A 13,454-nucleotide genomic window follows, 5' to 3' on the forward strand; every position below is an offset into this window, starting at 1 on the left:
ATTTGCAATCGTTAGTTTGCCTGTTTTTACATTTAGGCATTTTATGACTGCGTTTATGTGAACGTAATACAAAACAATAAGAGGAATGATATGAACACTACGCTACGCACTCTCACACTTGCGTTAGCCGCTGCGCTGACTTCACCATCTATCCTGGCCGCCTCATCGGTGCCTATCGACTTTCACGGTTACCTGCGCGGCGGCGTAGGCGTATCGGGCGATGGCGGACAGGTGGAGTGGCAGAAAAACAAACTCGGCCGCCTCGGTAACGAATCTGATACTTACGGGGAAGTGGAACTGGGCTCGGAAGTGTATAAAAAAGACGAAGTGAGCTTTTACCTCGACACCATGGTGAGCATGGTTTCCGACGGCTCCAACGATAACGAAACCACCATTGGCGATGATGCCCAATTCGGTTTGCGCCAGTTAAACCTGCAAATCAAAGGGCTTATCCCTAACGATCCCAACGCGGTGATCTGGGGCGGTAAACGTTACTACCAGCGCCACGATCTGCACATTATCGATACCAAATACTGGAACATTTCCGGTTCCGGCGCAGGCGTTGAAAACTACACCTTAGGCCCGGGCGCAGTATCCGTGGCGTGGATCCGTGGCGACGCCAACGATGTCGATTACCGCGTGGATAACGATAACGACGTCAACATCAACTACATCGACCTGCGTTATGCGGGCTGGAAACCGTGGTCAGGCGCGTGGACCGAGTTCGGCGTTGATTACGCCATGCCAAACCCGACCAAAAAACAGAAACAATATGGCGGCCTGTATGAAGCCGATGATGGCGTGATGGTAACCGGTGAAATCAGCCAGGATATGTTTGGCGGTTACAACAAGCTGGTGCTGCAATACGCCAACAAAGGTCTGGCGCAGAACATGGTGTCGCAGGGCGGCGGCTGGTACGACATGTGGCACTACGTTAATGACGCCAGCGGCTATCGCGTGATTAACACCGGTCTGATTCCGATTACCGATAAGTTCTCGCTGAACCACGTGCTGACATACGGTTCAGCCAACGACATTACCGAATACACCGACAAAACACATCTGGTTTCGCTGGTTGGCCGCGCTCAGTATCAGCTCACCAATTATGTACGCCTGATAGGTGAAGTCGGCGGTTTCTACCAGAAAGATGATTATAAAAACGGTACTCACTACAAACAGAGCGGCGAGAAATATACTTTTGCTGTCGGTCTGACGGATGGCCCAGAATTTATGTCTCGTCCTGAGTTACGCCTTTTCGCTTCCTATTTAAATGATTCGGAAGACGGAAAATCATTTGAAGACGGAACGAAAAATAATACCTGGAACTTCGGTGTTCAGGTTGAGGCCTGGTGGTAATACGCTTCATCCTGCACGTTATCGCTTTGTTGGTTAAATTTGTTTGCTCTGGCGATTTATTCTAATAAGCCAATACCGGGAAACTATTATGCCGCAGTAGGATAACGCACCATGTTGTCTGTATTAACGAGTAACATCATTATTTATTTTATCTCCGCAAACTGAGCAAAGTTGCCACTGTTTTATTTCGGGATACCCATGCAGGTATCCCTTTTTTTATCTATTAGCGAGAGGAGAAATGTTCATCAAGCAATTTACGTAGCGCGTCAGACTGTTTGCCAAAAATAGCATGAACTTCTTGCCCAAGAATAATCACCCCCAGCGCCCCTTCATTTTGTAGCGCCTGAGAATCGACAATAGCCAGATCGTTTACCGTGACGCGCAAACGGGTTAAGCAGGCATCCACATGCGCAATATTCCGCGCGCCACCAAAGGCTTGCGCCAGTCGCTGGATTTTCTGCAATTCCCCCTCGCTAATCGGCGTTTTTGCCGCATTTTTCGCTTCAGAGAAGTAGTGCAGGAAGGATTTAAGACTCACCATAATAGTCTCCTGATAATCAGCAGATAAAAAAACGCCTGCCCGAATGGGCAGGCGCGGAAGGTTCACTTATGCGTTACGGCGAATAACCCGGCAATCCCAGGGAGTCAGCGACATCGCGCCGCTGACCGACGAACCGGATAAACAATCCTGATAACCGTCAGGCAGCGTTATCACCTGCTGCTGGGCGCTAAAGTTCTGAATAAAGACAAACGTGCTTTCGCCATCCGTACGCGCCGTGGCAACGACGCCCGGCGGCAAATCGTGTTGTAACGCGCGCGGCAACTTCAACTCCTCAATAATGTTGGCGAAGAAATCACGCTGGAAGGCGAGATCGTTGCGTGATGCGACGTGCCAGGCCTTGCCTTTGCCGACATGATTGACCGTCACGGCAGGTCGCCCGGCGTAGAAATCATCCCGGTAGGTTGCCAGCGCCTGCGCGCTCTCGGTATGGATCAACTCACACAGATGGCGCACCTGATACGGCCCCTGTAATCCGGCCTCGTTACCCGCCAGCCCCTGTACCAGATTGCGCTCGTTGTCGTCCAGGCAATCAATCTCTTCTGCCCAGATACCCAGCAATTTGCGCAGCGGGCCAGGGAAACCGCCGAGATAACAGAGATCGCTTTCATTGACCACGCCGGTCCAGTAGGAGGTCACCAGATGACCGCCCGCCGCGACAAACGCTTCTGCGCGTTCGGCAAAACCGTCGCGCACCATATACAGCATCGGCGCAATCACCAGCTGGTAACGGCTGAGATCGGCATCGGCATTGATCACATCCACGGCAATGCCTTTTTCCCAGAACGGTCGATAGTGCTCGTTAACCGTTTTTTCATACTCCAGCCCTTTATTGCGCGGCCCTTCGGCGTCATCCAGCGCCCAGCGGTTCTGCTGATCGAAGATAATTGCCACGCGGGCATCGGTTCGGCACCCCATTACCGGGGTGAGTTTGCTGAGCATGTCGCCCAGCGCGCACACTTCACGCCCCACGCGCGTATCCAGATGCCCGACGTGATCGATAACCGCGCCGTGGAACTTCTCGACCGAACCACGGCTTTTACGCCACTGGAAGTACTGCACTGAATCGGCACCGTGCGCCACCGCCTGCAGCGACGAGAGAATGTGCATTCCCGGCTTTTTCAGCTTGCTGGTCGGCTGCCAGTTGGTGACGCTCGGCGTCGACTCCATCAGCACAAACGGTTTGCCGCCTTTCAGCGTGCGCATCATGTCGTGATACATGGCGGTGTAGCAAGCCAGCGCCGTTTCGTCTTTATCCCGGTGCCACATCGGGTAGCTGTCCCAGGAGATAAAATCGATCGCTTCAGCCAGCTGCCAGTAGTCGTAATCGTAGAAATACTCCATAAAATTGGTGGTCACCGGCAGCGCCGCGTTGGCGGCTTTCAGCGGGGCCACTTCATGGCGGCAAAAATCGGTTACCTGCGCGGTGTTAAAACGCCGCCAGTCGAGGTTCAGCCCGTGAATGGAGACTTCCCCCTGCGGCGCGGGTGACTGGATCTGCGACCAGTCGCTGTAAGTGTGGCTCCAGAAGTCGCTCCACCAGGCGTGATTGAGGTTGTCCAGCGTCTGATAACGTGCTTTCAGCCAGCCACGGAATTTCTCCTGACACAGCGCGCAGTGGCATTCGCCGCCGTATTCATTGGAAATGTGCCAGCCCAGCACCGCCGGATGGTGCGCATAGCGCTCTGCCAGCAGCATATTGATTTTCAGCGTCTTTTCCCGGTACACCGGCGAGGTCATGCAGTGGTTGTGCCGCCCGCCGTGAAGCGCCGGAACGCGATCGCGCCCGACCCGCAACACCTCCGGGTATTTTTGCGACATCCAGGCCGGACGCGCGCCGCTTGGTGTGGCCAGAAATATATGGATACCGGCGGCATATAATTTATCGATGACCTCATCCAGCCAGGCGAAATTAAATACCCCTTCCTGCGGTTCGAGTTTCGACCAGCTGAATATGCCGACGGACATCACATTGCATTTTGCCTGCTGCATCATGGCAATGTCTTTATCAATAATATCGGGATAGTTTTCCCACTGTTCCGGGTTATAGTCCGCGCCATGCAATAGCGAGACAACCTTCGGGCTTAAAGGCGCAAATTTATTCATAATGAATTCCTGAAATTTACCACACCAAAATTAATTAAAAACTTTTACCGATGGCAGCACTTTCCCCTGGCAATCAAATAACGCCTGGTTTTCGCGGGCATTCCCCTCTTTCCACTGGTCGTTGATATATTTCATCCCCGCTTGCGTAGCCCAGGTATTTCCGGGAACGGCAATCCAGGTCGGCTCCCAATAAAAAATACCCTTGCCGCGATGGCCCTGAACATTCATCACCGACTGCATTAAATCGTGGATATAGTCATATTGCCCCTGCACGGTGCCGGGGTAGCCGCCCTCTTTTTCTTCTTTCGCCTGGAAGCTGTTTTCCGCGTTATCACAGTTCGCCAGCGTATAGCCGTAGGCCGCTTCCACCACAATCACATCTTTGTTGTAGCGCTTGCTGATGTCGTCCATATTGGCCTGCAATGCGCTGATTGGCCCGTTCCAGTAGGTGTACATAGAGAGGCCAATGACATCGAACGGCACGTTGCGTTTGGTGATTTCATCAAACCACCAGCGGAAGGTATCGTTCTTGGTGCCTTCCGCCAGATGCAGCATGATTTTCACCTGTTCGCCGTTCTTCAGGTTCTCTTTCAGGCCGTCAATAGCGGAATTCAGCAAGCCCGCCAGCCGGTCAAACTCACCGCCGCCCTGCCCCCAACCTTTGCCTTCCGGCCACAGCATGCCGCCGTTGATCTCATTGCCGATTTGCACCATATCCGGCAACACGCCCTCCTGCTTAAAGCGGGCGATGGTGTCGCGGGTATAGTCATGGATTGCCGTTTTCAGTTGCGGGTAATCCATTTTTTCCCAGGCTTTCGGTTTGTATTGCTTGCCCGGATCGGTCCAGAAATCGCTGTAGTGGAAATCGAGCAGCAGTTTCATGCCCTGCGCTTTCGCCCGCTTCGCCAGCGCCAGCGTGCTGGCTAAATCGTTGTTACCGCCGCCATAGGCCTGGCCTTGCGCATCTTTCGGGTCCACCCACAACCGCAAGCGCACATAGTTGACGCCGTTGGCTTTCAGAATGGCGATCGCATCCTGCGACTGGTTATTTTCGTTATAAAACTTCGCCCCGTGTTTCTCGGCGTCGAGCAGCGTTGAAATATCCGCGCCTTTGATGAAATCGGCGGGCATGCCGCTAAAAGGACGCGTCTTTAACGCGTCGGCGGCAAAGGTGCTGGCGGACAAACTACCAAGACAGACAGCAAGCAGAGCGGGTGCAAATCTTTTCATGTGGTTATCCTTTGGTGCTGCCGGAGGTCAGGCCGGAGACGAAGTACTTTTGCAGTGCCAGATAAAGAATGGCCACCGGAACGGCGATCAAGACCGCGCCCGCCGCGTAGGTGGTGTAACTGGCGCCCATTTTTTGCGCCACCAGGTTGTAAAGCCCAATCGGCAGCGTGTATTTGTCCGGGGTACGCAGAATAGTGCTGGAGAGAATGAAATCCCCCAGCGGCCCGGTGAAAGAGAACAGTGCCACCACGGCCACAATCGGTTTCGACAGCGGCATGATGATCTCAATAAAAATGCGGAAGTTACTCGCGCCGTCCATGCGTGCGGACTCATCCAGGTCACGCGGAATGGCATCGAGATAGCCTTTCATCAGATAGGTGTTCATCGGGATCATTCCGGCGACATAAATCAGCACCAGCGCCATATGGCTGTTGATTAAGCCCAACAGTTGCGACAGCACGAAAATGGCGATCAGCGCCGAAAACTGCGGGATCATCTGCAGCAGCAAAAACAGCATCAGCCCGTTCTGCCGCCCTTTAAAACGAAAGCGGGAAAAGGCATAGGCGGTGAAACTGACGCTGATTAAGGTCAGCACCATCGTCAGCAGGCTGATCTTCATTGAGTTCCAGTACCAGGTCAGGTAATTGACCTGGCCGTTAAACAGATCGGCGTAGTGCTGAAACGAAAGGTTTTCCGGGATTATCGAGGTGCTGAGCAGGCTGTTACCGGCGTTCAGCGACGCGCCAATCGTCCACACCAGCGGGTAGATAATCATCAGCGAGACCAGCGCGATAACCAGCCAGGAGAGCGTCAGGCGGATCCACTTCTCGCGGCGGATACTTTGTGATTGAGCCATTTTTCTTCCCTTATGCCATGTCGTCGTTTTTAAAGGATTTGGTCGCGCGGAACTGCCACAGCGCCAGACCGACGACAAAAATCGACAGCAAAATGGTGATGGTCGCCGCAATCGCGTACTGCGAGGAAGACATCGTCAGCTTGTAAATCCACGACACCAGGATATCCGTCCCACCCGCGTTCGCCCCCGCAACTGCCGGGCCGCCGTTGTTAAACAGATAGATGATGTTGAAGTTGTTAAAGTTGAAGGTGTACTGGGTGATGATGATCGGCGCAATCGAGTACAGCACCAGCGGCAGCGTAATGGTGCGCAGCCGCGTCCAGGTGCCCGCGCCATCCATTTTCGCCGCTTCGTATAAATCGTCCGGGATAGCCTGCAACACGCCGGTGGTCATGGCGAAAACAAACGGGAAACCGAGCCAGGTTTGCATCATGATCAACGCCGTTTTGGTCCAGAACGGATCCGTCAGCCACGCTTTCGGCGCAATGCCGAAGAACGCGAGAATGGCATTATTAATCACGCCGAACGAGTCGTTAAACATCCCGGCGAACACCAGAATGGTGACAAACCCAGGCACCGCCCACGGCAGGATAAAAATGGTGCGTATCAGCGGCTTAAAGCGCAGATCTTTCTGGTTCACCAGAATCGCCAGCAGTACACCAACGGAGCACTGCAACGTGGTGGCCAACAGCGTCCAGACCACCGTCCATTGCAGCACATCCAGGAAGGTCGAACGCCAGATCGACAAGGTAAAGATGTTGACGAAGTTCTTTAACCCTACCCAGTCCACCAGCCTGGCCGGCGGCGTGTGGTAAAGGTTGTAGTTAGTGAAGGCGATGGCGAAACCGAAGAGGATCGGGAAAATCACCACGAACACCAGCAGAATAAAGCCTGGCGTGATCATCAGGTACGGGAAGCCGTCGCTGAGTAACAACTGGTACTGCTTGCGTACGCTGTTGAGCGGCTTTCCTGCGTCGCGTTTTTTACCGTTTATCCACGCATCGCGCAGCGAGAGGTAATAGACCATCACGCCAAAGGCGATGATCAGTACGCTGATAATCCCTTCCGCCAGCAAGAAAATGGAGTTGTCACGCGGGACTTCTTCGCCAAGCGTGTATAACCCCCACAATCCTTCGCGCAGAAAATCGTAAAAAATGCCCATAAAGCTGCTAAGCAGCACCAGGAAGATAAGGCCCTTTAACCACTGGCGGTGATAAAACTGACCAAAACCCGGCACAACGGCCAGCAGCAGCCCGCACCACGCATGCCGCCCTGCGCCATGCGTTTTGGCAAAATTTTCGCTGGGACTGATAATCACGTACGACTCCTTTTCAACAACGGGAGGTGCCCCTCCCGTTTCGCAACAACACGCGGTTACTGGTTACTGGCCTGCATCGCTTCAACTTGCATATGGATCTGTTTGGTGGCCGCATCGAGCGCCGCCTGCGGTTCCTGTTTGCCGGTCAGGCTCAGCTCCAGCGCGGCGTTCGCCGGGCCCCACACTTCGCCCATCTCCGGAATGCCCGGCATTGCCGTTGCGCGCGCCGCCTGAATCGCCACTGCGCTGGCTTTTTCGTCGTTTTTGATAACCGGATCGTCAATCATCGCTTTCTGCGCCGGGATTTCACGCGTGGCGATATAGCGCGTTTTCACGTACTGCGGCTGGTTGATAAATTCGATGAATTGCTGAGCGAGCTTTTTGTCTTTGCTCCAGGTCGAAACGACATAGCCTTTCACACCGAGGAAGGAACTCATCGGTTTGCCGTCTGGTAAGTTTGGCAGCGGCGCAACGCCGTAATTGATCCCCGCCGCTTCATACGGCTGGAACGCCCACGGGCCGTTGATCACCGCTGCGGCTTTTTTCTCGGTAAACAGTGAATCGATGGCGTTCAGGCCGTTATCGCCGAGGATGCCGGAGGGAAATACGCCTTCGGCATAGAATTTTTTCAGGAAGGTGACGGCTTCCACCGCGCCCGGTTTATTGAGGCCAATATCCTGCGGGTTGAAGCCGCCTTTATCATTTTTACCAAACAGGTAGCCGCCCTCCGGCCCGATCGCGCCCCAGCTGTAGTAAATCTGGTCAAACTTGGCCAGCAGCCCGTATTTGTCCTGTGCGCGCTGTTTTTTCGAATAGTCGAGCCACTCCGGCAGGCTTTGCAGCGGCTTATCAATCAGTTCCTTGTTATAGATAAGCACGAGGGTTTCCACCGCTTTCGGCACACCATACAGCGTGTTATCCAGACGAAAGGCGTTAATCGACGCAGGCGTAAAGGCGTCAACTTTTTCTTTATCCAGATTCAGGGGGGTCAGCAACCCTTGCACCACCGCGCCACCCAGTTGATCATTAGGAATGACCAGCACATCCGGGCCAATGCCGGCCGGGCCATCGAGGCGTAATTTCTCCAGTTGCTGCGCGTAGGGCATCTCCTGCACATTAACTTTGACGTCGTACTTTTGTTCGAAATCTTTTACGGCGTCCTGAATGCCGACCGACTTTTTGATGTCTTCCCAGACATTAAGCTGCTGAGTGGCGGCGTGCGCCGACAGGCTAACCGTCTGGCCAACGGCGAGTGCAGAGAGGATCAGTGCAGTAAGTGTGTTCTTTTTCATTACCAACCTCATGTCAAGGTATAACAATTTTGTGGTTTTTATGGCGCAGCATCAGGATACCTTTTAAACAAACCACCTGATATTGCAGGGTTTAAGACGTATTCACCCGCCTTATTGAATTTGTTATACGCTACGCTTTAACAATTAATAAAACGAGCATAAACGGTGAGTTATGTGACCGGCATTACAGAAATGAAAATTCGATATAGGGCGCAAAAACACTGGAAGTTATAGTCATAGCAAGATTTTTCGCCGTTACGCAGCAACGCCAGATGATTGTTATACGTAATACAAAAACACTCAGCGCACGGCATAAACGGTAAATAACGGCTACTACATTCGGGGAACGTTGATGTCCAATATACGACTGAGGAATGTCACCAAACGGTTTGGCGACACGGTGACGCTGAACAATGTCAATTTGTCGATTGATGATGGCGAATTCGCGGTATTTGTCGGCCCTTCCGGCTGCGGTAAATCCACCATGCTGCGCATGATTGCCGGTCTGGAAGAGGTCAGCGAAGGCGAAGTGTTGATTGGTGATGAAGTGATGAACGATGTCGCGCCGGCACATCGCGGCGTGTCGATGGTGTTTCAGTCTTACGCGCTCTACCCGCATATGACCGTGGCGGAAAATATGGGCTACGGGCTGAAAGTGAACAAAGTGCCGAAAGAGGAGATCCGCCGCCAGGTGGAGATGGTGGCGAAAACCCTGCAACTTAGCCATCTGCTGGACCGAAAACCGAAACAGCTCTCCGGCGGCCAGCGCCAGCGCGTCGCCATTGGCCGCGCGATTGTGCGTAACCCGCGTGTGTTTATGTTCGACGAGCCGCTCTCAAACCTCGATGCCGAACTGCGCGTCGAGATGCGCCTGCACATTGCGCGCCTGCACCAGGAGCTGAAAACCACCATGGTGTATGTCACGCACGATCAGGTGGAAGCAATGACGCTGGCGGATAAAATCGTGGTGATGAACTACGGCAATGTCGAGCAGATGGGCTCGCCGATGTCGCTCTACTACAACCCGAAAAACAAATTTGTCGCCGGGTTTATCGGTTCGCCGAAGATGAATTTCCTGCCCGCAACGGTTAACGCCTGGCAACCCGGCGAAGTGACTATCACGCTGGCGCAGGGGCATCAATTAACGCTCGGTATCGACACCTCGCGGCTGGATCCCGGTGCTTCGATCACGCTCGGCATTCGACCGGAGCATCTCTCCACGGATGTCACGCGCGGTACGCCGCTGGAATTTCAGTGTGAAGTGGTGGAACGGCTGGGTAATAACACCTACCTGTTTGGTCAGTGCTACGGTCATGACAACATAAAAATTCTGCTGCCGGGGGATGTCCATTTCCGCCCGTGGCAGAAAATTACCCTCGCCTTTGATAGCCGCCACTGCATGATTTTCGACGATCGGGATCTGCGCGTCAGCGCCGATATTCCGGTGCCAAACCCGGACTCCCCGGACGGCCCGATCAATTGATTTTCACTCATCAAGGATAAGTGCTGCTCCGTTTTGCGTGTTTTTCATCAGATAGGCTTTGACTACCCTTATCTGCATCGACACCAAAAACACATTAACGGAGCCATGATGAAAGCTATCGCTATTACCCGCGCCGCGCAAAACGGCAGTAATCTGGATTTTCTTACCGACATTGAACTGCCGCAACCGACCGCCAGCGGCCACGACTTACTGGTGGAAGTGAAAGCCGTTTCCGTCAACCCGGTGGACACCAAAGTGCGCGCCGGTTTTAACGCCGATACTCCGCGCGTGCTGGGCTGGGATGCCGTTGGCGTGGTGACTGCCGTGGGGGAAGCGGTAACGTTATTCCAGCCGGGCGATGAAGTGTGGTACGCCGGCGCGTTGACCCGCCCCGGGAGCAACAGTGAATTCCAGTTGGTGGACGAACGCATTGCGGCGCGCAAACCGAAAACGCTGGATAACGCTGCCGCCGCCGCGCTGCCTTTAACCGCCATTACCGCCTGGGAGTTATTGTTCGACCGTCTTGGCATCAAAGAGGGCGGCAACGAAAATGATGTGCTGCTGATTGTTGGCGCAGCGGGCGGCGTAGGCTCGATCATGACACAGCTGGCTCGTAAGCTAACGCGCTTAACGGTCATTGGTACGGCATCCCGCCCCGCCAGCCAGCAGTGGGTAAAAGAGCTGGGTGCGCATTATGTGATTGACCACAGCAAACCGCTGACCGAAGAGCTGGCGCGCATTGGCATCAAACAGGTTTCACACGTCGCCAGCCTCAATAATACCGAAGAGCATTATCAGCAGCTGATTAACGCCCTGAAACCGCAGGGTAAACTGGCGCTGATTGACGATCCGCACAGCCTGGACGCGATGCCGCTGAAGGTGAAAAGCATTTCGCTGCACTGGGAGTTTATGTTTACCCGCTCAATGTTCACCACTGACGATATGATTGCCCAGCATCAGTTGCTTTCACGCGTGGCGCAGTTGATCGATGAAGGCGTGTTAAAAACCACACTTGGCGAGCACTTTGGCACCATCAATGCCGTGAATCTGCGCAAAGCCCATGCGCTGCTGGAAAGCCAGCGGGCTGTGGGGAAAATCGTGCTGGAAGGGTTCGCTGGCTGACGATTAGCCAGGATTATTCTTAAAGGTTACAAGCGGATAGCGAAAATCGCCGTCCGCTTTTCCTGCTCTGCCCTGGGTTTGCTTACACTTTTTACCAAAGCGTTATTTTTTCGTAGTTGCTCCACTGTCCGTTAACGGCAATGATGGCGTGCTATTTATGCAACCGCGTGAAATGTATAAGAACAACCTGGAGAGAGTATGAGTAAAACAAAAATGATGCTTCTGGGCGCGCTGTTGGCAACCGCCTCGACGGCCTTTGCCGCACCGCAAACCGCTACACCAGGCGCTACCGGGCCGCAATCTTACGAAATTAATGAGTTTGTCGCCGACTTTACGAAATTCACCATTGGCGACACCGTACCGGAAATGTACCGCAGCGAAGAGTACAACATTAAACAGTGGCAATTGCGTAACCTGCCAGCCCCCGAAGCCGGTAGCCACTGGACCTATATGGGCGGCAACTACGTGCTTATCACCGATGCCGAAGGCAAAATCCTCAAAGCCTATAACGGCGACATCTTTTACCATCGCTAAACCAGGAGCTGAATGATTATTCGCCGCTGGCAGGAAAGTGACAGACCGTTTTTACGCACCCTTTTTTTACACGCCCGCAAAGAGAGCTGGCACTGGCTTGATGGCAGCGACTGGCGGCTGGAAGATTTTGACGCCGCCACGCTCGATGAAACCATCTGGGTCGCCGAAGAAGAGGGTCACCGGCTGGGGTTCGCCTCGGTGTACGAAAACGACAATTTCCTGCACAACCTGTTTGTCGACCCGGCCTTTCAGGGCAAAGGCGTCGGCAGCGCTCTGCTCAAACATGCGCAATCCACCTTTACCGGCACTGGCGCACTGAAATGCCTGCTGCATAACAAAGCCGCACTGGCGTTTTATCAGCACCATGGCTGGCATATCGAAGCACAGGGCGTTTCGCCGGAAGGGGATTACGTGCTGATGCACTATCTGAAGAAGTAAAAAAACCTCTCCCGAACGGGAGAGGTTGACGGATTTACACCGCGCGAAACGCGATATCGCCAGGAATGACTTCACCCTGCCAGTAAAGCTGCGCGGCTACGCGCCCGGCAAGTTGACGGTAGATAGCGGTAAATTCGCTGTCAGGGCGGCTCACCACGGTCGGCGTGCCTTTATCCAGATCTTCACGCAGCGAAATGTGCAGCGGCATCTGCCCCAATAACTCGGTGTGATACTGCTCGGCCAGTTTTTCCGCACCGCCGGTGCCGAAAATCGGTTCGTGATGACCGCAGTTGCTGCAAATGTGCATGCTCATGTTTTCAACAATACCGAGCACCGGCACTTCCACTTTCTCGAACATGACGATGCCTTTTTTGGCGTCGATCAGCGCGATATCCTGCGGCGTTGTCACCACCAGCGCGCCGGTCACCGGAATGTTTTGCGCCAGCGTCAGCTGAATATCACCGGTGCCTGGCGGCATATCCAGTACCAGGTAATCCAGATCCGGCCACATGGACTCCTGCAACAATTGCAGCAGCGCTTTGCTGGCCATCGGGCCGCGCCACACCATGGCGTTATCATCGGTAACCAGGTAGCCAATCGAGTTGGTCGCCAGACCGTGGGCGATAATCGGCGCCATATGCGTACCGTCCGGCGAGGTCGGACGCTCGTGCTCCGCACCGAGCATGACCGGGATCGACGGGCCATAAATATCGGCGTCGAGAATACCGACTTTCGCCCCTTCCGCCGCCAGCGCCAGCGCCAGGTTTACCGCCGTGGAGGATTTCCCTACCCCGCCCTTGCCGGAACTGACGGCAATGATGTTTTTCACACCGTTGACGCCCGGCTGGTTCTTCACACGTTTTAAGGTGGCGATGTTGTGCGACAGCTTCCAGTCGATGGCGCGCGCGCCGGTCAGCCGCAGCAATTCGGCGCTGCACTGCGCTTTTAACGCTTCAAACGCGCTGCGCCAGACAAACGGCATCAGCAACTCAACGTGCAGGGTGTCATCCAGCCATGCGACATGGTGTACCGCTTTTAAAGCAGTGAGATTGTGCTTCAGGGTTGGGTGCTGAAAATCGGCCAGCGTCCCGGTGACAATCGCGCGTAACGCTTCCGGGGATTTGGCCTGGGATTGCGAACTCATCCCGACTCCTTTGTAG

At 54.1% G+C, this 13,454-nt stretch carries 12 protein-coding genes; 5 read left to right on the forward strand and 7 right to left on the reverse strand.

Annotated elements, in window-relative coordinates; translation table 11 throughout:
- The first annotated feature begins 90 nt into the window (after positions 1-90).
- Complete coding sequence (locus RT644_RS07860) at positions 91-1,356, forward strand: maltoporin (RefSeq protein WP_313626322.1); 1,266 nt, start codon at positions 91-93, stop codon at positions 1,354-1,356.
- A gap of 223 nt (positions 1,357-1,579) precedes the next feature.
- Here the strand turns inward: RT644_RS07860 and RT644_RS07865 are convergent, their stop codons facing one another.
- The 6 genes from RT644_RS07865 to RT644_RS07890 all read right to left on the reverse strand — a co-directional run bounded on the left by RT644_RS07865 (position 1,580) and on the right by RT644_RS07890 (position 8,717).
- Positions 1,580-1,897: a glucose PTS transporter subunit EIIB gene (locus RT644_RS07865; RefSeq protein ID WP_313626323.1), complete on the reverse strand. Its 318-nt coding sequence runs from the start codon at positions 1,895-1,897 to the stop codon at positions 1,580-1,582.
- A gap of 66 nt (positions 1,898-1,963) precedes the next feature.
- Complete coding sequence (locus RT644_RS07870) at positions 1,964-4,021, reverse strand: beta-galactosidase (RefSeq protein ID WP_313626324.1); 2,058 nt, start codon at positions 4,019-4,021, stop codon at positions 1,964-1,966.
- Between the two features lie 30 nt (positions 4,022-4,051).
- Positions 4,052-5,251 carry an arabinogalactan endo-beta-1,4-galactanase gene (locus tag RT644_RS07875; protein WP_313626325.1) on the reverse strand — a complete coding sequence of 400 codons (1,200 nt, stop codon included), beginning with the start codon at positions 5,249-5,251 and terminating at the stop codon, positions 4,052-4,054.
- A 4-nt stretch (positions 5,252-5,255) separates the two neighbouring features.
- A complete protein-coding gene (locus RT644_RS07880; RefSeq protein WP_020454348.1) occupies positions 5,256-6,107 on the reverse strand; it encodes a sugar ABC transporter permease in 852 nt (283 codons plus the stop codon).
- Positions 6,108-6,117: 10 nt separating this feature from the next.
- Entirely contained in the window at positions 6,118-7,425 is a 1,308-nt protein-coding gene (locus tag RT644_RS07885) for a sugar ABC transporter permease (protein WP_313626326.1), read from the reverse strand.
- 56 nt (positions 7,426-7,481) lie between these two features.
- A complete protein-coding gene (locus RT644_RS07890) occupies positions 7,482-8,717 on the reverse strand; it encodes an extracellular solute-binding protein (protein ID WP_065370535.1) in 1,236 nt (411 codons plus the stop codon).
- A gap of 352 nt (positions 8,718-9,069) precedes the next feature.
- Between RT644_RS07890 and RT644_RS07895 the strand changes: the two genes are divergently transcribed.
- The 4 genes from RT644_RS07895 (at position 9,070) to RT644_RS07910 (ending at position 12,294) form a co-directional block, all read left to right on the forward strand.
- A complete protein-coding gene (locus RT644_RS07895) occupies positions 9,070-10,200 on the forward strand; it encodes an ABC transporter ATP-binding protein (protein ID WP_313626327.1) in 1,131 nt (376 codons plus the stop codon).
- 108 nt (positions 10,201-10,308) lie between these two features.
- Positions 10,309-11,322: a zinc-binding alcohol dehydrogenase family protein gene (locus tag RT644_RS07900; RefSeq protein ID WP_020454352.1), complete on the forward strand. Its 1,014-nt coding sequence runs from the start codon at positions 10,309-10,311 to the stop codon at positions 11,320-11,322.
- 198 nt (positions 11,323-11,520) lie between these two features.
- On the forward strand, positions 11,521-11,856 hold the full coding sequence (locus RT644_RS07905; RefSeq protein WP_020454353.1) for an RcnB family protein: 336 nt from the start codon (positions 11,521-11,523) through the stop codon (positions 11,854-11,856).
- Between the two features lie 12 nt (positions 11,857-11,868).
- Positions 11,869-12,294, forward strand: a complete 426-nt coding sequence (locus RT644_RS07910; protein WP_020454354.1) for a GNAT family N-acetyltransferase — start codon at positions 11,869-11,871, stop codon at positions 12,292-12,294.
- A gap of 34 nt (positions 12,295-12,328) precedes the next feature.
- Here the strand turns inward: RT644_RS07910 and apbC are convergent, their stop codons facing one another.
- On the reverse strand, positions 12,329-13,438 hold the full coding sequence (gene apbC, locus RT644_RS07915) for an iron-sulfur cluster carrier protein ApbC (RefSeq protein ID WP_045510777.1): 1,110 nt from the start codon (positions 13,436-13,438) through the stop codon (positions 12,329-12,331).
- Positions 13,439-13,454: the final 16 nt, after the last annotated feature.

The organism is Kosakonia sp. (genome assembly GCF_032104925.1).
Classification (GTDB): domain Bacteria; phylum Pseudomonadota; class Gammaproteobacteria; order Enterobacterales; family Enterobacteriaceae; genus Kosakonia.